We start from the raw sequence: 20,771 nt of genomic DNA, 5'->3' as shown, positions 1-20,771 counted from the left end.
TGAAATTTATTTTACTTTTTATTTGCGTATGTAAAACTTTAATTCTACATTTACATCATTAAACAAAACAAATAAAAAGAGCGGCGCAGCTCAATAAACTCTGCGAAAAAAACATGAAAACTCTAACCACTTCTCAATTAGAATCACAAAGAGAAATCCTTTGGTCAAAGTATGACAGTATTGATGCAGCTTGCAAAAACACTTCATCAATTCGTAAGATGAATACTTACATTGCAATGCGCAATAATGTTCAATCTAAAATCCAGGTATTAACCAATGAAATTGATAATCGCTTAGAGGCTGAAACAGTGGGTAAAACTTCTCCAAAAATTTCAATCGAATCAGCAGACATTAAAGGCAATGATGTTATTGTTATTTACACAGTAAATGATGAGTGGTTTGATACAACCTTATCTTACGGTCGTTTACGTGAATTTGCTGCCGGTATGGGCTTAAATGAATATTGTGAAGATGTAGTAAGCTGGGGAGAAATAACTCAACTGACAGGCTCATTTGACTTTGATACATGGTTTACAGAAAACATTGAATACGTAGTCCTAATGTGGCTACGTGTTTACCATGTAGAAAATAAGTTTATAAAAATCACTTATGAACTGGGAAAACTAATTGAAGCAACTAATAATTAATTAATCAACTTAGCCCGGTGATAAGCCGGGTTTTTAAAACTTAAAAAAATGCAAACAGAAACTTACACCAACGAAAACGGAACTGAAATACTGGTTCACTTTGATGACCTTCAAGTTGAACTATTAGACAGATGTGATCATTCAGCCTTTTATAAATGCACTGGGTACGATGCTAACGGAACCGAATATGTCGGAACCGCTGAATTTTGCTGTGGTGAATTTGAAGCTATTACAGACATAGAAGAACTTTAATCAAACCGACCGGCTGTAATGGCTGGGCTTAAAAAACCTTAAAAATGGAAACTTATTATATTGAATACGGAGAATTAGAAATCACTTATGCAATTGAGGGCGATTGTGATGGCAACCACGTTTTTATTAAAAAGATAGAGGCAAACGATATAGGGCCCTTAGATGCAGATGATATTAAGGACATTAAATTTCACTGCGAATCAGACTTTGCAGATAGGCAATTAACTCAGTACAAAAATACCGGCGAAATTATTTAGGCTATGGAAATACTGATTTTATTCTCCCAGCTTGAATATGACAAGTATTTTTTAGCTGCGTACAAGGAAATGCCGTCAAATGAAGAAATTGAGGCGCAATGCTTCGAGTGTTTCACAGACTTGGAATACCATTACTTCAAAGCTTTTGGAAGTGTAGAGAAGAATTCTTACACATATTCCTTACAAAAATATCTGTTAAAATAATTAATAAGTTCTTCCCAGTTAATACCCGGGGGGAAAACATAACTTAAAAAAATCATGAACTTAGAACTTAAACACCTTGCACCTTATTTGCCTTATGGTTTGATGTGTAAAACCATAACCGGCGTAACCGGGAAAATGATTCAATTAAGCGAGTCGTCCGTTTTTTTAGATTGCGAGATTAAATGGAATTCAGGAGCCTTGTATAATTGGATGCTTGAGTGCGATATTAAGCCAATACTAAGACCGATATCTGATTTATACAATCATCCCGCAGATGATGAAATAAAGGACTCATGCAATGGATTTATTGGAGTTAAGTTTTTCCACGTAAACGATACCCCTTATTGTTCGCTTAAGGTTTTATTAAAGCATCACTTTGACATATTCGGCTTAATTGAAGCTGGATTAGCCATTGACATTAACACCCTAAAATAAATATTATGAAAACAGCAGAAGAAATATATAGGCAGGTTCACGCCAAATACGGAGCTTCAGGTGGCAACGCGGATAAATATGATTTAGAAGCGATGGAAGTCTATGCCGAAATAAGGATTAAGGAACTCGAAAACCTTTTAGCTATACATGAAAAACGAAACGAGATAATAAAATTCATTTTTGATATTGATTGGATGGGTACTAAAGAGTTTTGCGAGGCTTATAGCATCCCGGCGCCTATTGCTTTTCAGGACGTTAAAGCATGTGCCCAACAATTTATATTTGTCGACTGCATGCGATGGAAAAAGGCTATTGAAAAGGCTAAAGAGATTGCAAGGGCTAACCCATTACCAACAATTTAAATATATTTACACCCACAATGAGCACACCAAACATAAGCGAAGAATACATCCATCAGCAAAGAGTTGCTTTAGGAGCTAAATTAAAGGCCATACGACTTGAAAGAGGCTTAACCCTTGAACAGGTTGGCGAATTAATTGGAACTGGTAAATCAACTGTAAGCAAGATTGAGGCCGGGACCTGGAACGCTTCTATAAGCTGGTTTATCCTTTTTGCCCATGCACTTGAGTTTGATATTTCCTTTATTTTAAAATAATAGGATCCTGAATTTACCGGAAATAAAATAGCCTTGGCGTTATGTCAGGGCTTTTGCTTTTATTGACGATGGTAATTAGACTTTTATTGCAGGGTTTAAAGTGTAGTAAACTTTATCATGCCCACAAAAACGCATATAGAAGCGCCTTTTTTATTCCGGCAATTTGAAGTATTCACTACTTTCAATACGTGGTTTTAGGTAAGCATATTCTTCGCTACTATGCAGGTTTAAATATTCTTAATTGGTGTAGTGTGTTTTATCTACAGCTGAGTTTACTTCAACCCCTTTTATTTTAGCCCAACCCAATTTAATTATTTCGTCAGGCTGTAATGTTACTGGTTTGTGGTCGGGGGTTAGGTAGGTGAAGGGTAGTAGAATACCGATTGATCGCAGGTAGTCAATACAAGCATAAGGCTTCATATCAATTTGCCCCGATATATCTTCATCCATTTCGTACATTGAAAAATTGATGTGGGTGCAATCTATATTGAAACGTTGCTTAATATTTTTGTGGCTAACTGCAATATATGGAAATCCAGTTATTTTAAAATCCCTTGTGACTACCATATTTCGGTATCTGTTAAATGGATTTTCACCAACTATGGCTGCAATATTTACACATTCATCATCCGTCAATTGATCAACGGTGCGGAGAAGTAAAAACCATTCTTTATCACCATTAAATAAATAACCGCTACTTAAAGTAGTGGCTAAATTTGGTGCCTCTATATGAGATAATACTGTTTGCCCTAAATATTGAGCATTAAATAATGCTTTTGCTTGGTATAAAATCATTGATGTTTTATTTTTCAGCAATAAAAAAAGCCGGTTTGTTTAAAACATCCGGCTTCAAATACATGAAAAAATTACGATTATCTATTTCCCCTCCAGCATCATTTTTTTGAATTTGGTATAATGGGTTCTGATTGCTTCGAGCTTGGCAATTTCATCAAATTGCTTTTTATTACTCGCTTTTATATCATCGTTTATTTTTTCGATTTGTTTCGTGATGCTATCCAAGTAAGGATCACTTACCTTTTCTTTTTTTGCCATTTTGTTAAGTTGTAAATTTTGTTTCCTGATTGGTTGTTATTTTCGATGTGTAAGCTATTAGCTTAAGGCGGTGATGTTTTTATCATAGGGAATGTGTATTTATGTGGTTAAAGTATTTTGATTGATTGTAGGGGCTTATTTTGCGCCAAATTCTTCTTGCATTATTCTTTTTGATTGTTCGGGGGTTAATTCCGGTAAATCCCAAATAGAATCTTCGTAAGCTGAAATTTCATTAGCAAGATTTATTTTTCCCTCGTGATTAGGGTCGTTAGATAAAGCACCTTGTACCTGTTCATAACGGGATATTGCTTTTTGATATTCTTCATCGTTTTTGATTGCTGTCATGTTGATATTTTTTATAATCAAAAGTAACTATTTATCTATTTGTTTAAGCAAAATATTTTGCAATTAAATAAGGTTGATTTCCTGCCCATTTTCTTCAACAAAATTTTGAGCTATTTTTATTGTTTCCGCGGTTGGGTTATTCAATAGGCTTTCGATAATGGCAATCGCCTGCATCAACTTTTCTTCCAGTTCAATTTCTAACATAGCTAAACGCGGTTATAGTTTTCATCCCCAATTCTTCTTACCATTTTAGACATAGCATGATGCAGTAATTCAGTACCGGATATTTTGAAGCTATTGGATATTCTTAGCAGGAAACAAAGCACATCTGCCAGCTCGTCTTTTATCTCAGGTAAATTGTCCAATACTGCATTTTTAAAATGATGCCATTCTTTACTACTATCCAAAGTTCCATCTTTGGTTAATTGCTCCATTAGTTCAGCAAATTCTTTTTCCAATTTTTTAACGTATAAAGGAAACTCTACTGGCTGATAAAAATTATCTGCCATATTGCACATTACTTTTTCGAGTATGTTAAAGTCTTTGTTCATTGTTTTAATTTTTTTAATTACACAAAGCAAAATCCGCTGTTACATCCTTCAAAATCGAATTTCGCATCATTTCCGAATTTTTTATAAGCCAATTTATCTAAATCAGCATCACGTAATGGGATGCACCATTTCAAAAGATAAAAAGGCCCGTATTCTAAATCTTTATAGTTTCTGATAGCCTCATCCAGTTGGCAGCAAAGTTCAAATTCTGCTGGTTGGGTATCCCTCAAATGAATCCAATATAAAATATCATGAAAAGGACAAAATATACAGCTTGATTTTGGAGGCGTTTTTAAGCCAGCTTTTTTGAATGCCTCTATACAGTTAAACCGACTATAATTTACCCACCTATTGCCTGGAGCGGTTATATTTGCATAGATGTCGATTAAAGGATAATGATTGATCCTGAACTTACCAGTATATAGAGCTTTGCATCTACCCAGTTCATCAGTTGATATTCCTTGCCAAACTCTTATTGAATGTCTTTTTAATTGTCTTTGACCCAAACGTTGACGAATGGTTTTTTCAACTGATGCTATTTTAAAATCAAACGTACATTGCCTGTTTAATCCTGTTACTTTTCCTGTTGACGGTGCAATAAACCAAAGGGGGATTCCGGATGTTCTGTCATTGGTTTCATAATTTAAAACATGATCTAAAATATCAACGGTTGAATAAGTTTGTACCTCAATCCCCCTTTCTCTTAAATATGGTTTGAAATATTCGATATAATCATATACTTCAATACTCTCTCTTTTTAGATCAACGAAAACAGAATAATCAGGACGTTCAATTATATCATTAGCCGCCAGTAACAAAATTGTTGACGATTGAACCCCAAAACCAATACTTGCAACATCTAATACGACCTCATTCATACCTCAACCTCCAATCCCAAATACTCATAAGCGGCTACCAATTCTTTATCAGTCATGAATGGCTTTAATATTTCAAATCTGATTAATGCTATACTGTAGGCTCGTGTAAGCTTTTTACGGCTATCCAAATTCGCATCCCAACGGTCGTGGCAATTGCAAGGGCAACCGATAAAGTCGGCTCCCATAAATAAAATATTATCGGGATTTGTGGCAATACTTTCAAAGTAAGCTTTAGGGAAAATATGTGCAGTTACACAGCGTTTGGATTTTTTAGTAACCGCATATAGTGGCTTAAAACAATTATCACAGTTGAAAGGAACTATCTGAGCCAACAAATCAAAAAACGCTGTCATATCGCTTAATTCAGCGCGTTTCTCCGGTGTTTGGGGTTTAGTGCTTATTCCTTGCCTTAATTGCCTTACAGGGCTTAATTCATAGGGATAAACAGGTTCATAATTAAACCCCGTTTGCAGGTTTTCATCATCGCAGATAACTATTTTATTATCCGTTCTTTTTGTTGAGGAAACGAAGACTTCTTTTCCTTGATAAATTACTTTGTTACCGGCTTTGTACTTTACAAAGCCGGGTATTGTTGAGGTGTTCACGTTAGTTTCATGATGGGTAGTTTTAAGTTTTGTTTCCTAATCTTTTTTTAATTTTTAAAGTAGTTCCTTTTTACAAGTACCTACCGTTTCACATTCTCTTTCAAATTCCAATCGCGGCATTGGTGATTTAACAGGATAATATTTAACCGGGTCCATTTTAGACTTTTTGAACTCAAGGTCTTTTATCCTTTCTTCAGCTATTTGTTTTAATACAGGCCCTGGATTTCCATGTTTTAAATAGAAAACCAAGGCGTATTGCTCATCTTCATAGCTATTCATTAGCAACCTATCCGCTTCAATAAAATCAGCTTTCATAATCGATTACCGGCTCCTGAACCGTTATACTCAAAGCATATAGATTATCCATGACCGTTTTTATTTGCTCAATTGGTAAGCCTATAAAGTAGGTAAATACCCGGTGCAGCTCACATGCATAGTCCTGTATAAAGTTGTCATCATTAAATCTGATGTTTACGCGCTGGTTAGTTGACAGGTCTACCTTTATAGCTTGTGCATCGGCTTTAATCCGCTTTGCTTTTTGATTGACAATTGCATTTTTAAAAGTTGTATCAACCAATTCACTTTGATGCTCTACAGCTATCATTTCAGCAAGCACACCCATTATTTGAACCGACTTAATAATGTCGGCTCTTTCTTTTCGGTCATTTGTAGCTTTATCATACCGGTTGTTTTAATTAAAATAGTTCATCAATTGACCACCTACCCATTCACCCATTTGAACCGCTACGGCGTTACCGATAAGCCGGTATGACGACCGTTTATCAGGAAATACAAAATCATCCGGGAAACCCTGCAGTCTCGCATATTCCCGAATAGTAAAAGGGCGTAACCCATGTTCGTTATCTTTGGTTCGCAGCATGCGGGTGCCTAAATCTTTAGAATAATGAGCTACGCATGTGGGCGCTATTGCGTTTACATCTTCCGGGTCAACTATTATCGGCTTATCCCTATACCCGCCGTTAATGCGCTTTAAAACGTAATCAGGCATTTCATAAACCGGGTTCTTTTCTAATATTTCTTTTATCCGCGGCCTCCGGGGTGCTTGTGATGGCGCTTGCATAAAGAAAGGTTTCCGGGTACCTACTAAGATAAGGCGCTTACGTTTTTGTGGCAGCCAGTTACTTGCATCGACCGGGCAAAAAACATTCACGTAATAATCAGGCAGCTTTGTCATAGCTTCCATTACAACCTGAAACTTTTTCATTCCCGGCACATTTTCAACCACGTAGGCGGCAGGCTGCTTAATAGCTACCTGCCTAAAGAAGTGTAAAAACAAATCATCACCGGTTCGGGTGCCGTGTATATCTGCAATGGCGCTGTATTTAGTGCATGGGTATGTCCCAACAATAACATCACAGTCAGGCTGGCTCAAAACTGTTTTATCCTTTATATCCTCATTCAATACGATGTGATTAAAGTAATGAGGGTTAAGCTTCATACAGTCGGTTGCTTCGCTGTCAAGGTCTAATGATTGATTAAGAATTAAACCGGCTTGCTGCAAGCCTAATTCCATCCCTCCAGCGCCGGAGAAAAAACCGTTAACTGTTGGTTTATAAATCATGCTGCATCCCCCGCTTTAATTCCCATTACTCCAAATAATGTTGGAACGCTTTTTTTATGGGCTATTTCTTTGAAATAAATTTGACCGTCTTTCCAGTACTGATAGTTGAGCTCAGTTCCCTCTCCTATTCGCTCCAACTCGTAAGCTATGAGCGGAACTGTACCAATGCCCGAAAACCAATCTTTTACTTTGTCTCCTTTATTTGAATATCGAGTGATAACACGCCTGGTAATATCAATTTGAAGTGGGCATACATGCTTTTCACGCTTCTTCAATGCTTGGGTAGTGTTAAGGGTGTGCATTCGGTTGATGTCATCCCAAACGCCATCATTTGTTGATGCAGGGGCAACGGCCATAAAGCTCGATGGTAGTTTCCCGGCTTTATCCAGTTCCTCACAAATAGCTACATGCTTTTCATGGTCGTAAATGTGTGTTTGGTCGTATTCTTTCCAAATCATAGCTATTTGGCTATGGTCAAGCTGCCTTAATTCTTCAGGGGTTAAATAGCGGTCGCCTGATGATTTCCAAAAAGCATGCGCGTCAAGTTGCCAACGGGCGCGGGTGTATTCATCTTTGCTTTTTGTGACAGGGTTATCAGCGTATGCGTTGCTGGTATCGGACGGCGGTTTGCGGAATACCAATAAGTACTCAGGTGATCCACATCCCATTTTAGTAGCATCCTTACATTGTTCGCTCCAACCCAAACGGTAAGTAGAGCTATTTTCCCTTACTACGTCTGTAGTTATCACATGCTTTCCTAAAAGGAAAAACCCGTGCTTTTCCATATGGGCTACTACCCGGCCGCTGAAATCATTCAGTGATGTGAAGCCCACGCCATTCTGATAACTAAACCGGATCCTGTCTTTTACATGAATGACTGAAACACGCCCTGGCTTCAATGTTCGGTAGGCTTCCGGTGTCAACCAATCTAACTGCTCAAAGAATTCACTATCGCCGTTATTATGGCCCATGTCATGATAGCTACAGCTGTATTCGTATTGGTCACTGAAAGGATAAGAGCTGAATTGTAAATCGATGCTGTTATCAGGTTCGTTTTGGGCTTCTAAAACACAATCATTATAAACATACTTGAAACCATCACCCTCAAATACTTCGCGTTCTACACCGATTGTACGGAGTAGATCATCGGTAATATTTCCATGCAAGCCGTACTTTTTAAGCAATTCAGTTTGAGTGGCAACCATTTCATTATGGTCATTCCATTTACGGAGAAGATCTTTTAAGATTTCCCTTTCAGCATCAGTATGGATGATGTCAATCACTACCCCATATTTTTGCATGAACCTGAAAATACGGTGTATTGCCTGAATGAAGTCTTTGAACTTATAGCCTATGCCAACGAATATGGCTCGGTGGCAATGATGCTGAAAATTACATCCTGAACCTGTGATTGTTGGTTTTGTGGCGCAATACTTATACTCACCTTTTTTGAAACCTTGGATAAGTTGCTCTTTTTTCTCCCTTGTTTGAGAACCGTAAATCGATTTGCATTCAGGTAAAAGCTTTTCTAAGAGTTTGCGCTCATCTTCAAGGTCATGCCATAAAATAAAATGGTCATCCGGACTGTCAGCTATTATCTCAAGTGCTTTGTTTACCCTTGCAGTGATACTATCCCGCTTCTCACGGCTACTTTCTACTACTCCCTTACTTGGATTAGCAAACATAGCTACGTTCCCGTCACGGTCTGCTTTTTGTGTTCTTTCGGATATACTTACTTCGTGGTAATTAACCGTAAGCTCCGGCAGCTGGTAACCGGTGTCATCATGACCTAAATCGGATGGATATTGAATTGTTATGCTCCAGCTTCTGAACCATAACCAAAACTCATATTTTTTATGTTCGTAGAGGGTTAAGTCGCCGGCCGTTGTGCTGTTACGCTGGAACCAGCGCGTTAAGGCCTGGCCCCGATCCATTATGCCTAAGTAGTGAGCATAGTTAAGAATTTCGGTGTAGTCGTTCGGTGCCGGAGTCGCGGTGGCAACCCAACGGAAAGGTATTGCCCGAAATTCACTCATCATGTAATCAGTGGTTTCTGTATCAAGGTTCCTGATTGCGTAACCCTCATCCAATGATGAACCGCCAAAGTGTTTGGGGTCGAAATTACCCTCACGGATCCTTTCGTAATTTGACAGGAATATTTGAGGGGAACCGGTTTCAAGTTCAATTTTAAGTACTTCAGCCTGATTGGTTACGTAGTAAACTTTCAAGCCTAATATTTCAGCCTCATCGTAAAATTCGGTAACTACACCTAATGGTAGGCCTTGAATAAAAGATTGGCCTGTGTGCTTAATACAAAGCTTTGCAAGCCATAATTGAATGCGGGTTTTGCCAAGTCCCCAACTATTGAAGATAGCGCGGCAACCGCCTTCAGCTGCAAATGATATACTGTCCTTTTGATGTGGTTTTAGGTGTTCGCAAAAATCACCTTCAGGAACTTGAAATCCTGTTTTAGGGGTTGATATTATTTTTCTTTTTATACATTCTTCGATGTATGCTTTTGTTTTAGGATTGGTGTATCCGGTAGTTGTCATTTTGGTGTGTTCATGATGTCGTTGTTTTTTTTAGGTTTCCTACTCTTGTTTGTTAATTTTTATTTGCGGTAATTTATTTTAATAAATCTTATAATTCATTTATTTGGGTTAAAAGTTCAGTTAATTCCTTTTTAAAAGCTCTGTGCTCGTTTATTTCTGCAAATAGCTCTTTATCATTATGATGGCGCGGGTCATCAAGTATCTGACCTTTTATTGCTTCCTCGGCCCCGTGGTGATTTATTTTGTATTGTATTAACTTCACCACCTCATCCTTTTTCACCATTCCTTCCCGCCTGTTCCAATGCGATTGTACTTTATCCTTTCTATCGTCAATAAATTGAACATTACAACTTAAACAAGTAATCATCCATCTATGACCATCTTGCCCAAGTATAGGCCCATTTTCGCCCTCATTAGCTCCACAAAATGGGCATGGCTCAATGCCGTTAGCAATCCCTAAATTTTTCGGTGTACCAGTATTTAGTTTAATCATCTTAAAATTTGTTAATTCTCTTTAAATACTTTTTATCGTTACTCAATTCAAAGTCTGCATTCTCATCTATAAAGCTTTTACAGATGTCTAAGAACAGTTTCGGGTCCCGTTTACCTACTGTTTGAATGTCTAACTTTTCTCCAAGCTTCATTTTCCTAAATTTCACATACCAAAGGTTTAAGGTATCTTGAAACTTTACCATCCCTGATGCTGCAAACTTTCGGCTGTTATTTCAATAAATTGAGGATTTACTGATTCAACCAGCTTTACCTTTTCTACTTGCTTCATACCCCCGAATTCTATTAGCTTTTTTTGTGCTATTACTTCCAAAACCGTATCCTCAAGGTAAACCAGGTAGTTTAGTTTTTTAGGCTTTGGCAATAAGGTTATAAGCCCATCATAAAACTTCATTGTTTTTACTATATCACTTGTTACCCCTGCATGCAGCAGCGTTCTTTCCTCATTGGCATAAACAAAAAAGTACCTTTTCATTAAAATGATTCTCCTTTCAGTTCTGTTGGTTCAAAATCAATTTCCCAATCTGTTAAGCGCATATAAGCTGCATTAAGGTCGAGCTGGGCGGTATCACATACACCGTTACGATGCTTTGCAATTATGGCAGATAGCTTACCGACCACACTTTTACCTTCAAACTCTGTTATTCCGTAGTATTCGGGTCTATGCAGGAAGATAACCATGTCCGCATCCTGTTCGATAGATCCTGATTCCCTGATATCAGATAGCATCGGCATTTTATTGGCACGTTCCTCAACCTTACGGCTTAATTGAGATAAAGCGATAACAGGGACTTTCAACTCTTTTGCCACCGCTTTTAACATTCTTGAAATGCTACCTATCTCCTGTTCCCGGTTTCCGTTTCGGTTTCCAGCATCCCCTACCATCAACTGCAGGTAGTCGATTATGATTAATTTAATATCATGCTGCTGCTTTGCCCTTCGGCATTTAGCCCGAAATTCTAAAATGTTAAGTGCCGGGGTATCATCTATGATCAGTGGCGATTTTTTAAGATTACGGGTAAGGCTAATAACCTTTTCTTTATCGTACGGGCTTAAATTCCTTTTTTGAATATCATCTAAGCAAATACCGGCTTCATCTGCAATCATCCTGTTACCCAATTGAACTTCTGACATTTCAAGTGAGAAAAGCAAAACAGGTTTATTTAATTTGATTGCCGGATATTTGGCGCAATGCAATACAAAAGCCGTTTTTCCCATCGCTGGCCGGGCTGCAATTATGATTAAGTCCGTATCCTGCCAACCATTGGTTAATTTATCCAAATTCGTAAGGCCTGTAGGAATACCTGTTAATCCGTTTTTAATCGGGGTGCTTAAAATTTCTATACACTCATCAACCACGTCAGATATTTTACTTTGCTTTTTGCTGTTTTTATGGGATGATAAGTCATAGATATTTTTCTCTACTTGTTCAACCAGTTCCAGTACATCTGTGGTATCTTCATAAGCTGTCTGTATAGCCTCGGTTGAAATTCTTATAACTTCCCTGGCTAAAAACTTTTGAACTATGATACGGGCATTGAATTCGATGTTTGCAGCGCTTGCAACGCGTCTTGTCAGTTCGGTGACATAGAACATGCCTCCAACGCTTTCAAGCTCTCCTGAAGCCCGTAGCGTGGCAATAACGGTTAATTCATCTATGGGTTCGTTTTGCTTTGCAAGTGAAAGCATTACTGAATAAATAATTTGATGATTTGTTTTGTAGAACATCTCCGGCCTCAACATGTCAATAACTGTTGAGATAACATCCATCTCCATTATCGCACCTAAGACAGCTTCTTCAAGTTCGATGGACTGCGGAGGTAATTTTCCTAATCCTGAATAATTTGTTTGATTCCTACTCATCTTGGTTTAAGTGCGCGGGTACGATGATCAATAACAGCCGGTGCCGGCGCTTCCTTTACCTGTGATTCTTTTTTTGAATTGTAGTTGATGTATTTCTCCAGCTTATCTTCCCTTAAAATGAATTCAGGGGTTAGATCATTGAATTTGTTATCAATGTGATGTTGGGTTGCCATAGCGTTTGTGAGCGCATGAAGGATGTCTTCTTTTGAATAAGTCTTTAATCGTTTAGCGAAAACAGGGCGAAGTTTATCAAGGGGTTTGAATTTTGCTTTTCTGATTTTATTAAAGGTTTCAACAAATTCTTCAAAAACATCATATTCTTTATTGTTAAATAAAGAATTATTATCTATAGTATTATTATAGTTAGTTTTTCCTTTTGGGCAATTCAAGTATTGCCGTTTGGGCAATTCCAGTTTTGACGTTTGGGCAATACTGGCTTCATTTAAGAATTTAAGCACATTTCGCTCACAAAGATGAATATGTACTTTAGCTGGCACCTGCATAACCTTAGTCTCTATTAGGTTTTTATCTCTTAATTCCATCAGAACTCTCTTTTGAACTTTATAACTAATTTTAAAAGTGTCCTGTATATCTTCAGCGGTAAAAAAAAACCAATCTTTTTCATCCCTTTTTATTGTTTGTTTTCGATCAGAAAAGTGATAATATTTCTCTATCAGGTCGGTTAACACAACGGCACCCTCTATTCCAAATGCCGAAACAAGGGCTTTATTTATCTGCCAAAAGGCGTCTTGAGTTAATGTATTTCGTAGTGCGTTCATTGGTTAGTTAGGGTTGATATATTAAACCGAATTTACTTTTAGTATTTTTTGCGTTTTAAGCCATCTTTACAAGCTTAATGAGTATTGCATCAGCTTTACTTTCTGTATGCGTCTATAAAGCCTATATGGCGTATTTTAATGCGGTCTTTGTTGCCCATCATATTTAGCATTTTTCTAACAGCATAAATCGTCCAATTTTCACCAATATAATCGGGTAACCTATTGATAGAAATCAAAAATCTTTTGCGTTCAGTTCCTGGCTTTTTTATTGGCTGAAACACTACTGTAAATTCCCTTTTAGGATTAAAATCCAACTCGAAAATTTCTTTTAAATCCATCAGTAATTGTATGGTGCTTTTGGTATATCTAAAGTTGAATTCACTACACTACATAAAGGACATACAGGCCTATTTATTTCCGGGTCAACTGTCCAGTATATTGTTTGCTCGTTACAGAAAATGCAATTCTCCATTTGATATTCTGAAAGCTCTTTTGGCTCCTGGTATATTGGGATGTTCATTTTTCTTGCGTAAAAGGTGTATATCCCTCTGTTTCTCTGTTCATGTAGTTGCAGTTCTTGACAATTGCCGCGACCGCATCAGGATAGTATAATGAAAACTCACGGTAATACCTATGTATTTTGCCATCAATCAATTCAAAGCCCTGTACACGTATTTCACCGCACCTTAGGCATACTGATAGGTTATGTTGGTAACGCAAATTTGGGCCACTACCTGATAAACCAGAAAGGAAACCGTAAGCAGATAAACCGTTTGGTTTGCGGTGGTCACATGATAGTGGATTATAAATTTCTTCGCTCATAATATTATTGATTATTTTAAAACTTTCATTACTACCCCTGCAAGGCTTTTTGAATAGAATACTTCACCGAAAACAGGCTTTAAATAACAGGTTTCATCATCGGTTATATACCCGCATTCAACCATTACATCAGCACATACTTGAACGGCATTATGATAGTCGAACCTACGCATGCTATCCCGTATAAAAGTGAACTCTACATTTAGAGGCATTTTTAGCCCCTCTGACAGACTTTTAAACTTGCGCTTATTATCTATCCATTGAGGGCGTGAAACGAGCCTGTATTCTTTGGTTGTGGCTGAATCTTGCAGTGTATGGAATTCTTTTAATATTCCTTTCGTGTTCATTGGATTATCAGGATCCGGAACATATTTTTTGTACATCCCTATTTCCTTTGAATTCTTTGAACTGGGTACGTTTCCTTTTATGTAAATACCTAAATGGGCGTTTTCTGTTATCCAATTCTCTGCTTGCTTTTGAAGCTGCAATACAGCTTCAGTACGAGCTTTACAAGGGTTCATAGCACGTATGGACACAATCAAATGCTGTGCTTCTGTTGCTTTGTAAAGCTCGGTCTGATTTTCCATAGCTTAGTTGAAAGCTGGTGTGGCGGCAGCGGCCTTTTTAGGCAGCGGCTTTGAAACATTAGGTGAACTAAACAAGGTCATGGCGTTCGACTTGTATTTCAAAAACTCCTGAGCTTCTAAAAGCAATGTTTCTTTATGTTCATCAGCCAGAATACGCAGCGGATAGTTATATCCATCAGGTAGCGTTAATGTTGAGATCACAGGTGATTTTAAATGAATTACTTCACCATCAACAGTGGTTTTAGTGCCGACAATTTGGAAAGAAGTGGTATCGGTTTTTGTGGTGAAAATTATCGCCTCAACTTCAACCCCTGCAAAGCGATCATCTTCTTCAAAAATATGATCATCGAAAAACTCTTTAGTAATAACCTTTCCTAATCTGTCTTTGGGCTCAACCAATTCGGCTCTTACCATAAGGTGAACTTTAAACCGGTCCATTGCCCTGTTAAAATCATCATGGCGTTCCATGTTTGACTTTAGGGGGATTTCTTCATCAACCGGCTTATTGTGATTTAGCGGCTGAAAATTTACCTGGTGTTTAATAATTGTTTTTGCAGAGGACACGAAGATTATACTTCGGATGTCCTTTTTGATTTTAGATGAATCTGTCATGATGAAAATAATTTATCGTTTACTGCCAAATCCCCATGCCTTGAGAGCTATGGGGTTGGCGCGATAGAAACTGGTATCGAACCAATACAGTAGGACGGGCTTTTATCTGCGTACTGTCGGCGTTTCCAACTCGTGGTGAGGCGTTGTGAATCCTTTACGGCTTACGATAACGAGATTTATCGCCTTAACTTCATCTGTGCCTTTCACGTTTCCCCCTGTTACCTTAATTCTATCGTTTATCATGCGCTCAATTGATTAAGTGTTTGAGTCAAACCCTCAAGCTTTGAGTTATCTATTTTTGAGGCTTTGAACTGTAAATTATTTTCGGGTGTATTTAGTATGGCCGTTAGCTTTTCATTCATCATTTCGGCAACATCCCCTATCAGGGATTTAAATTCTTTTTGCCATTCCATATCAGGATAAATGCGAATTATTTTTAATTGAAGCTCAGGTATTCTTACCCGATCATCATAGGCCACAAAATCACAGAATTCAGCACCGGAAATAAAGATGTTAGCCTGTGGTTGGTGTTTGTATTGCTTATCAATTTTGCCAAGTTCTTCAGCGCTTTGACAGGCACATATTTCAACAAACTTTTTACTGTCAGGGCATTTTATTTCTATAATGCCTTTGTGCTTTTTATCTATGATAATGTTTCCGTCATTCGTCCCGCCAAATATTGAATTGTAGGCTATAAAGCAGCTGTCAGTTACTTCATGGCCGGTTATCTGAACATACCTTTCCCTTGCGTATTGCTCCTCTGCCAAGCCTCTTAAAATAGCTTCCGTTTCAGGCACCTTTTTACATTCCCTTGTAAGGTGTTCGGCTATCTTCTCATAGATGTAGGTTTCGGCACCTTCTGAAAACCGTTCGCTCTTACTTCGGGGCTTCACAAATATCTTATGAATCTCCGAAGATGTTAAACGACCGAGCCGCGCCTCATCCCATTCAGTAGTATGAGGCTGTATGAATTGGATTTCTTCCATTACTTAACTTTTTTGGTAACAGGCTTTTTGGAGATAGCTTTTTTTGCAGGTGGAGTATAAAGCGGAAGGTTAGCAATCTTCTCTACTTCGGAAGGATCTGTTATTTCTCTTTTAGGTATTGAAGCTTTGATATCTCCAATTTTGCCCAGTAATTTTTTACGCTCACTTTCAGCACCCTGTTTAATATCAATTTGCCTATCCTCTTGGTAATCCCTTACAGCCTTATTGGTCAGTGCCTGGGCTTGCATTCTCGCTTGATCAATATCTAATTGAGTAACTCCATCAGGGTTTTCCAGCGACATTGATACTTCAAAGTTTGAATAATTAAAGCTCTGCATTACCCGTACAGATGCAGTTGTAATTTTGGTATTTGATTGAGTTTCCATTATTGGTTTTTTGTTTTATAATCCAAGTGCTTTGTTAATTGCTGATTGAGCATCATTGTAAGCCCGGTAATGGTTTACCGTTCCAACTTTCCATTTAATAAGGTTTTGTAAAGCATCTAATAATTCCGGTGCAGCGGCTATTAGATTTGCATTGGCTAATTGTTCAGACCCTTCATTTATGATTCCAGCCCATTCTTCTGCAGTAGCCCATAGAATTACTGTTTTTGTAGGCTTACCATTTTGATAGGCATCAATTCCAGGCTTATGCCCTTCAACAACATGGGTTACTCCCCATGGTCCAGGTGTTCCTTTAAAATCTTCCATATTTTTAATTTTCTATTGGTTTTATTTCCTTAATAACTGGTTGGTAATTTTCCCATGTATGGTAATTGGTTCTTACCTGCATTTTGTGGCACCTTACACATTTTCTTTGGTAGTATAGAGGGCGGCGCCAATCGTGCCCGAACATTAGGCAAATCAGTTTTATCAGGGTTGATTTCATTTTACTATAGGTTTTTGCCGGGAAAACCTCAAGCCTTGCGAGCGTTGAGGTGGTTATCGGCGATGGTTATTTTTAAGCTGGCACTTCGTCCAATAATTCTTTCAAAAGCGATAATTCCCTTATCAGCGTAGCCTTCCTTTGTTCAGATTCTTCTTTAGCTTTAGTATGGTATTCAGAATGGTAGGCAAGTTGTTTTTCGTGGTATTCAATATTGGTATTTTCGGCATTGATCGCAGTTTCAACTGCTTCTAATAATGTTTCCATTTTGTTCATGATCTTAAGTGTTTATAATATGGTTAAGCTGCTGCAAGGTTTCCTTTACGATCAACCAGGTAAAGCGGATTGCCATTTAAAAAAACCTTAACTTTTGTTTTAGTAGATAATGCTATTTCTTTTGCCCTTTGAATAGCCCGTAGGCTTTCTACTGTGGTGAATTGAGAGTTTTCAACCGAGTAGATTTCTCTTACAGTTCCTTGCATGATAATTTGAGATTTTGAGTGAAAAAAAATTGATTAGTTTTCTTTGTACTTTTCGAGGTAAGCGATTCGCTTATTGATAATATATTGGCTTGCTTCCTCGTTTTCTTTTGACCTTTTTAAAAGGTCTTCAAGGGCTTTATTTTCCTGCTTTGCCTCTATGTAAAGGGTTATGGTTATGTAAGTGCATACCCCGCATATTATCAGCACAATACAGCATGCGATAATGGTTAATAGAATCCCGCTATTCATTTCTTAAAAGCCCTTTCTATTATTTTAGCACAATGCCAAATGAAAAATACAAGGGCTACAAAAAATAGGGTTGCCATCAGGTATTGAAGTAAACTATACATGGCTAACACCCTTTCCATGATTTAAGTAATCCCTTACAACTGCTTCAAGGTTATCCTGCAGGTATTCAAAATCACTACGGTTGTCGGTTTCTTCAGCTACCCGGTAGAATTCATTAACAAACTCTAATAAAGCCTTTACAGGCACTTTTGAGGTTACTGTATCCCATTCTTCAATGTTTTCATCAAAGTAGCTTACGCTTACATTCTTTCCCTCTATTGTGGCTTCCTCCACATAATAAAAGGGCTTGGCACTGTACACTACGGTTAGCGTTGCCATTGTTTCAATTTTTGTTGCTAAATTTGTGCTCATCTTAATTTTGATATTTAATGATTGGCCCTGTTCGTTGCGGGGCCTTTCTTGTTTATGATTGTTTCTGTTTTCTAACTCTCTCGTTGTTTTCCAAAGTGATTTTGATAACTAAAGCCTCAATAAACCTGCGATCCTTACAGCGCTTTATTGTTTTTGGCTTGATTACTTCATCAAAAGCAGAGTGAACGATTTGCATAGCTTAAATTTTAGCTGGCTGCCTGGATGTCTTTTAATCGCCATACGCGGGTTTGCTTGTTTTCATCCCGGTCGGTACGGATCGTGAATTGCTTGATTGTATCTGAGTGGACACGTGTAATTGTGTTTGCCCAACTCTTACGATCTTCATTTTCGATTGGCAAGCTTCCTCCAACTTCCAATTCATTAAGTTGTTCAGCTCTGCTTTTTGGCATTTGGATTGTTTCCATTGTTGATTATATTTAATTATGTTTGCTTATATAACATGACAAATGTAATATTACATTTTACAAATGCAAAATAAAATGTAAAATATTTTACATAAAATTTATCAACACATTTTACCAATGGAAAAAGAGGGTGAAAACCTTAAAAAAAAGCTTAAAGGCGCTGGTATTGAGATCAATTCCGTAGCTGACAAGCTAAAAATGACAAGACAAAACCTTGGGCATCATCTAAGGAGAGAACCTTTAAATGCTATTTTCAGAGAAAAACTACTATCAGCCTATCCAAATGTTTTTACAAATGAAAAACGAAGCGATAATATTTTACATGTGGAAAATAAACCTCAAAATCAGGAATCCAATGTAAAAAACCCCAGAATAGAAGCCGAACCTTTATATCTCGCTTCAGACCCGAACGATTATAATAATGATGGCTCCAAGTTTGAACATAGGGAAGATGGTATAATCAGAATGCGTATTAAAGTTATTGCCGGGCAAAAGGCCCGCGGCGGTTATTTGAGAGGGTTTCAGGATCCTGAATTTTATGAAGATTTGAGAACTATATCAATTGATGTTGAAAAGGAATTCCGGGGCCACTATATGGCTTTTGAAATTGTAGGTGATAGCATGATGACCACAGAAGAAAGTTTACTTCACATGTTAGCGCTGCCGGGATGGCTGGCTATAGCAAGAGAGCTTCCTCATCATCATTGGAAAAACAAACTTCATATTAACAAAGTAAAGCACTGGGTAATAGTTCATGAAACAGACGGTATTTTGATAAAAAATATAGTTGACCATGATGTTGAAAAAGGACTTATTACCATTCACTCAATTAATCCAAAATATGAAGATGAAATATTAAAACTATCTGATATAGCTCAGTTATTTGCTGTACATCATTTTATGGTTAAACCTTAATAATAAATTATAAAACAATGAAAAACCTATTCTTTATCTATTTAGCAATTTGCTTATGTGTTATCTCTTGCAAAAAAGATACTTCTAAAAAGTCTGTGATAAATAACGTTACATTTAAATTCTATCCAGGATCGCATCCTTCTACCATTTTAATCACAAACCTTTTAACAGGAGATATAAAAAAATACGATAATCAAAAAGACTCGTTGATAATTAATACTACTGTTAATATTGGAGATAAAATTCAACCAGAAATGATGGGGAATATGAGTTTTGCAGATGATAGGTATATAATATCAGTATATGCAAATGGTAAATTAATTGCTAAAGATGGCGTTCACGGGCCGTCTAATGATGGTAATTATGATGTTAAAATACTAGTTACGTTCACAGCTAATAATTTTAAATAGCAATGAAAGTATTGATTATGTTGGTTGGAATTATTTTATTTTTTAAAACTGCCAATGGTCAAAATATATTTCCTACTGAAGTGATTAGCATTAAAGATATGCCATTTAGAAATATTAATTCAAAAAAGATAATCGGAACTATTCATGCTGGGGATACGGTTTACTTAAAGAACATTAGGATTGCCCCATATTACTATATTGAATTTCACGGTAAAGATGTTTTAATAAATTCTAAGGATTTAGACAGTGCAAAAAACTTAGATTATGCTGTAAATTATCTGCATAATCAGGTAAAGCTTATTTCAAAATTAATTAAGAAGTATGGCAAGAAATATGGCCCGTTGGTAGTGGCAAAAGATATTACAATTGGAATGACTGAAGATATGATTTTGGATATAAAAGATGGTAAATACCCTACAATAATTAATTCAAGTCACTATTCATTCGGAGATGAATCGCAATGGGTATATAGGGATGATTTTCTACCAAGCGCTACAGAATACTACTATTTCAGAAATGGTAGATTAACATCATGGCAGGATTAGGTTAAATACAATATTTGCCACTGCCAATCCACTGCCAAAACGTATTTTTTTATATATGAAACAAAATAAAAAACCGCTTAAAAACGCTTTAAACGAGGTTTTAGAGGATAGCACGATTTTTCGAATCCCTCCGGCTCCACTGATTTCACTATCAAATGACCAAAAAGCCTACAAATCGTATGATTTGCAGGCTTTTTTGGTTAAAAAGCGCGCTAAAACGACCATTATTTACAGTTATTCTGGTGAGTGATTCGGTGAGTTAGCGTTCTTAAAATGCCACTCACCGAATAGCGTATAATCAATTGATTTACAA

General features: G+C 37.2%; 39 protein-coding genes. 11 read left to right on the top strand and 28 right to left on the bottom strand.

The window, feature by feature from the left end:
* Positions 1–113: 113 nt before the first annotated feature.
* The 6 genes from MuYL_RS11675 to MuYL_RS11645 all read left to right on the top strand — a co-directional run bounded on the left by MuYL_RS11675 (position 114) and on the right by MuYL_RS11645 (position 2,411).
* The gene (locus MuYL_RS11675; RefSeq protein WP_157740790.1) at positions 114–647 is read left to right on the top strand and encodes a hypothetical protein; all 534 of its coding nucleotides are present in this window, start codon (positions 114–116) and stop codon (positions 645–647) included.
* Positions 648–695: 48 nt separating this feature from the next.
* Positions 696–899 carry a hypothetical protein gene (locus tag MuYL_RS11670; RefSeq protein ID WP_094570744.1) on the top strand — a complete coding sequence of 68 codons (204 nt, stop codon included), beginning with the start codon at positions 696–698 and terminating at the stop codon, positions 897–899.
* Between the two features lie 44 nt (positions 900–943).
* On the top strand, positions 944–1,156 hold the full coding sequence (locus MuYL_RS11665; protein ID WP_094570743.1) for a hypothetical protein: 213 nt from the start codon (positions 944–946) through the stop codon (positions 1,154–1,156).
* A 258-nt stretch (positions 1,157–1,414) separates the two neighbouring features.
* The gene (locus MuYL_RS11655) at positions 1,415–1,795 is read left to right on the top strand and encodes a hypothetical protein (RefSeq protein ID WP_094570741.1); all 381 of its coding nucleotides are present in this window, start codon (positions 1,415–1,417) and stop codon (positions 1,793–1,795) included.
* Between the two features lie 5 nt (positions 1,796–1,800).
* On the top strand, positions 1,801–2,157 hold the full coding sequence (locus MuYL_RS11650; RefSeq protein ID WP_094570740.1) for a hypothetical protein: 357 nt from the start codon (positions 1,801–1,803) through the stop codon (positions 2,155–2,157).
* Positions 2,158–2,174: 17 nt separating this feature from the next.
* Entirely contained in the window at positions 2,175–2,411 is a 237-nt protein-coding gene (locus tag MuYL_RS11645) for a helix-turn-helix domain-containing protein (RefSeq protein ID WP_094570739.1), read from the top strand.
* Between the two features lie 237 nt (positions 2,412–2,648).
* Here the strand turns inward: MuYL_RS11645 and MuYL_RS11640 are convergent, their stop codons facing one another.
* The 16 genes from MuYL_RS11640 to MuYL_RS11570 form a co-directional block, all read right to left on the bottom strand.
* Entirely contained in the window at positions 2,649–3,206 is a 558-nt protein-coding gene (locus MuYL_RS11640; RefSeq protein WP_157740788.1) for a hypothetical protein, read from the bottom strand.
* A gap of 81 nt (positions 3,207–3,287) precedes the next feature.
* Positions 3,288–3,464, bottom strand: a complete 177-nt coding sequence (locus MuYL_RS23205) for a hypothetical protein (protein WP_157740786.1) — start codon at positions 3,462–3,464, stop codon at positions 3,288–3,290.
* Between the two features lie 135 nt (positions 3,465–3,599).
* Positions 3,600–3,809, bottom strand: a complete 210-nt coding sequence (locus MuYL_RS11635) for a hypothetical protein (protein ID WP_094570737.1) — start codon at positions 3,807–3,809, stop codon at positions 3,600–3,602.
* A 63-nt stretch (positions 3,810–3,872) separates the two neighbouring features.
* On the bottom strand, positions 3,873–4,013 hold the full coding sequence (locus tag MuYL_RS23200; RefSeq protein WP_157740784.1) for a hypothetical protein: 141 nt from the start codon (positions 4,011–4,013) through the stop codon (positions 3,873–3,875).
* 2 nt (positions 4,014–4,015) lie between these two features.
* Positions 4,016–4,360, bottom strand: coding sequence for a MazG nucleotide pyrophosphohydrolase domain-containing protein (locus tag MuYL_RS11630; RefSeq protein WP_094570736.1), 345 nt, complete (start codon positions 4,358–4,360; stop codon positions 4,016–4,018).
* 17 nt (positions 4,361–4,377) lie between these two features.
* Positions 4,378–5,238, bottom strand: a complete 861-nt coding sequence (locus MuYL_RS11625) for a hypothetical protein (RefSeq protein ID WP_094570735.1) — start codon at positions 5,236–5,238, stop codon at positions 4,378–4,380.
* On the bottom strand, positions 5,235–5,843 hold the full coding sequence (locus tag MuYL_RS11620) for a hypothetical protein (RefSeq protein ID WP_094570734.1): 609 nt from the start codon (positions 5,841–5,843) through the stop codon (positions 5,235–5,237). Before MuYL_RS11620 ends, MuYL_RS11625 begins: the two co-directional genes overlap by 4 nt.
* Positions 5,844–5,897: 54 nt before the next feature.
* Entirely contained in the window at positions 5,898–6,158 is a 261-nt protein-coding gene (locus MuYL_RS11615; protein ID WP_094570733.1) for a hypothetical protein, read from the bottom strand.
* A complete protein-coding gene (locus MuYL_RS11610) occupies positions 6,148–6,465 on the bottom strand; it encodes a hypothetical protein (protein WP_094570732.1) in 318 nt (105 codons plus the stop codon). Before MuYL_RS11610 ends, MuYL_RS11615 begins: the two co-directional genes overlap by 11 nt.
* Positions 6,466–6,534: 69 nt before the next feature.
* Positions 6,535–7,425: a DNA cytosine methyltransferase gene (locus MuYL_RS11605; RefSeq protein WP_094570731.1), complete on the bottom strand. Its 891-nt coding sequence runs from the start codon at positions 7,423–7,425 to the stop codon at positions 6,535–6,537.
* The gene (locus MuYL_RS11600) at positions 7,422–9,977 is read right to left on the bottom strand and encodes a DNA methyltransferase (RefSeq protein ID WP_094570730.1); all 2,556 of its coding nucleotides are present in this window, start codon (positions 9,975–9,977) and stop codon (positions 7,422–7,424) included. Before MuYL_RS11600 ends, MuYL_RS11605 begins: the two co-directional genes overlap by 4 nt.
* Positions 9,978–10,065: 88 nt before the next feature.
* Positions 10,066–10,470, bottom strand: coding sequence for a hypothetical protein (locus MuYL_RS11595; protein ID WP_094570729.1), 405 nt, complete (start codon positions 10,468–10,470; stop codon positions 10,066–10,068).
* A 195-nt stretch (positions 10,471–10,665) separates the two neighbouring features.
* A complete protein-coding gene (locus MuYL_RS11585; RefSeq protein WP_094570727.1) occupies positions 10,666–10,962 on the bottom strand; it encodes a GIY-YIG nuclease family protein in 297 nt (98 codons plus the stop codon).
* Positions 10,962–12,350 (bottom strand): replicative DNA helicase, encoded by a 1,389-nt coding sequence (dnaB, locus tag MuYL_RS11580; RefSeq protein ID WP_094570726.1) that lies wholly within the window; start codon positions 12,348–12,350, stop codon positions 10,962–10,964. The genes MuYL_RS11585 and dnaB overlap by 1 nt, the downstream gene beginning before the upstream one ends.
* Entirely contained in the window at positions 12,347–13,129 is a 783-nt protein-coding gene (locus MuYL_RS11575; protein ID WP_094570725.1) for a hypothetical protein, read from the bottom strand. Before MuYL_RS11575 ends, dnaB begins: the two co-directional genes overlap by 4 nt.
* 95 nt (positions 13,130–13,224) lie before the next feature.
* Positions 13,225–13,467, bottom strand: a complete 243-nt coding sequence (locus tag MuYL_RS11570) for a hypothetical protein (RefSeq protein ID WP_094570724.1) — start codon at positions 13,465–13,467, stop codon at positions 13,225–13,227.
* A 273-nt stretch (positions 13,468–13,740) separates the two neighbouring features.
* Here MuYL_RS11570 and MuYL_RS11565 point away from each other — a divergent pair, with 273 nt between their 5' ends.
* Positions 13,741–13,953 carry a hypothetical protein gene (locus tag MuYL_RS11565; protein ID WP_094570723.1) on the top strand — a complete coding sequence of 71 codons (213 nt, stop codon included), beginning with the start codon at positions 13,741–13,743 and terminating at the stop codon, positions 13,951–13,953.
* A 9-nt stretch (positions 13,954–13,962) separates the two neighbouring features.
* Here the strand turns inward: MuYL_RS11565 and MuYL_RS11560 are convergent, their stop codons facing one another.
* From MuYL_RS11560 to MuYL_RS11510, 12 genes are all read right to left on the bottom strand, one after another.
* Positions 13,963–14,538, bottom strand: a complete 576-nt coding sequence (locus MuYL_RS11560) for a hypothetical protein (RefSeq protein ID WP_094570722.1) — start codon at positions 14,536–14,538, stop codon at positions 13,963–13,965.
* Positions 14,539–14,541: 3 nt separating this feature from the next.
* On the bottom strand, positions 14,542–15,150 hold the full coding sequence (locus tag MuYL_RS11555; protein ID WP_094570721.1) for a hypothetical protein: 609 nt from the start codon (positions 15,148–15,150) through the stop codon (positions 14,542–14,544).
* 102 nt (positions 15,151–15,252) lie between these two features.
* Positions 15,253–15,393 (bottom strand): hypothetical protein, encoded by a 141-nt coding sequence (locus MuYL_RS23195; protein ID WP_157740782.1) that lies wholly within the window; start codon positions 15,391–15,393, stop codon positions 15,253–15,255.
* On the bottom strand, positions 15,390–16,136 hold the full coding sequence (locus tag MuYL_RS11550) for a YqaJ viral recombinase family protein (RefSeq protein ID WP_094570720.1): 747 nt from the start codon (positions 16,134–16,136) through the stop codon (positions 15,390–15,392). Before MuYL_RS11550 ends, MuYL_RS23195 begins: the two co-directional genes overlap by 4 nt.
* Positions 16,136–16,522, bottom strand: coding sequence for a hypothetical protein (locus MuYL_RS11545; RefSeq protein ID WP_094570719.1), 387 nt, complete (start codon positions 16,520–16,522; stop codon positions 16,136–16,138). The genes MuYL_RS11550 and MuYL_RS11545 overlap by 1 nt, the downstream gene beginning before the upstream one ends.
* Before the next feature lie 15 nt (positions 16,523–16,537).
* Positions 16,538–16,846, bottom strand: a complete 309-nt coding sequence (locus tag MuYL_RS11540; RefSeq protein ID WP_094570718.1) for a hypothetical protein — start codon at positions 16,844–16,846, stop codon at positions 16,538–16,540.
* Between the two features lie 4 nt (positions 16,847–16,850).
* Complete coding sequence (locus tag MuYL_RS23865; RefSeq protein ID WP_094570717.1) at positions 16,851–17,024, bottom strand: DUF1660 family phage protein; 174 nt, start codon at positions 17,022–17,024, stop codon at positions 16,851–16,853.
* 72 nt (positions 17,025–17,096) lie between these two features.
* Positions 17,097–17,288 (bottom strand): hypothetical protein, encoded by a 192-nt coding sequence (locus tag MuYL_RS11530; protein ID WP_157740780.1) that lies wholly within the window; start codon positions 17,286–17,288, stop codon positions 17,097–17,099.
* Positions 17,289–17,320: 32 nt separating this feature from the next.
* Positions 17,321–17,503 carry a hypothetical protein gene (locus MuYL_RS11525; RefSeq protein WP_094570715.1) on the bottom strand — a complete coding sequence of 61 codons (183 nt, stop codon included), beginning with the start codon at positions 17,501–17,503 and terminating at the stop codon, positions 17,321–17,323.
* Positions 17,504–17,536: 33 nt separating this feature from the next.
* Positions 17,537–17,752: a hypothetical protein gene (locus MuYL_RS11520; RefSeq protein ID WP_094570714.1), complete on the bottom strand. Its 216-nt coding sequence runs from the start codon at positions 17,750–17,752 to the stop codon at positions 17,537–17,539.
* 93 nt (positions 17,753–17,845) lie between these two features.
* Entirely contained in the window at positions 17,846–18,163 is a 318-nt protein-coding gene (locus MuYL_RS11515; RefSeq protein ID WP_094570713.1) for a hypothetical protein, read from the bottom strand.
* A 206-nt stretch (positions 18,164–18,369) separates the two neighbouring features.
* A complete protein-coding gene (locus MuYL_RS11510; protein ID WP_094570712.1) occupies positions 18,370–18,588 on the bottom strand; it encodes a hypothetical protein in 219 nt (72 codons plus the stop codon).
* A gap of 117 nt (positions 18,589–18,705) precedes the next feature.
* Here MuYL_RS11510 and MuYL_RS11505 point away from each other — a divergent pair, with 117 nt between their 5' ends.
* From MuYL_RS11505 to MuYL_RS11490, 4 genes are read left to right on the top strand one after another with little or no spacing between them, the layout of a single operon-like run.
* Positions 18,706–19,503, top strand: a complete 798-nt coding sequence (locus MuYL_RS11505) for a hypothetical protein (RefSeq protein WP_094570711.1) — start codon at positions 18,706–18,708, stop codon at positions 19,501–19,503.
* Between the two features lie 17 nt (positions 19,504–19,520).
* On the top strand, positions 19,521–19,913 hold the full coding sequence (locus tag MuYL_RS11500; RefSeq protein ID WP_094570710.1) for a hypothetical protein: 393 nt from the start codon (positions 19,521–19,523) through the stop codon (positions 19,911–19,913).
* 2 nt (positions 19,914–19,915) lie between these two features.
* A complete protein-coding gene (locus tag MuYL_RS11495) occupies positions 19,916–20,458 on the top strand; it encodes a hypothetical protein (protein ID WP_094570709.1) in 543 nt (180 codons plus the stop codon).
* Positions 20,459–20,513: 55 nt separating this feature from the next.
* Positions 20,514–20,708, top strand: a complete 195-nt coding sequence (locus tag MuYL_RS11490) for a hypothetical protein (RefSeq protein ID WP_094570708.1) — start codon at positions 20,514–20,516, stop codon at positions 20,706–20,708.
* The last annotated feature ends 63 nt before the right edge of the window (positions 20,709–20,771 follow it).

The organism is Mucilaginibacter xinganensis, from assembly GCF_002257585.1.
Classification (GTDB): domain Bacteria; phylum Bacteroidota; class Bacteroidia; order Sphingobacteriales; family Sphingobacteriaceae; genus Mucilaginibacter; species Mucilaginibacter xinganensis.
Note: the sequence above shows the minus strand (reverse complement) of the source record. Positions and strands in the feature narration are given on the sequence as shown.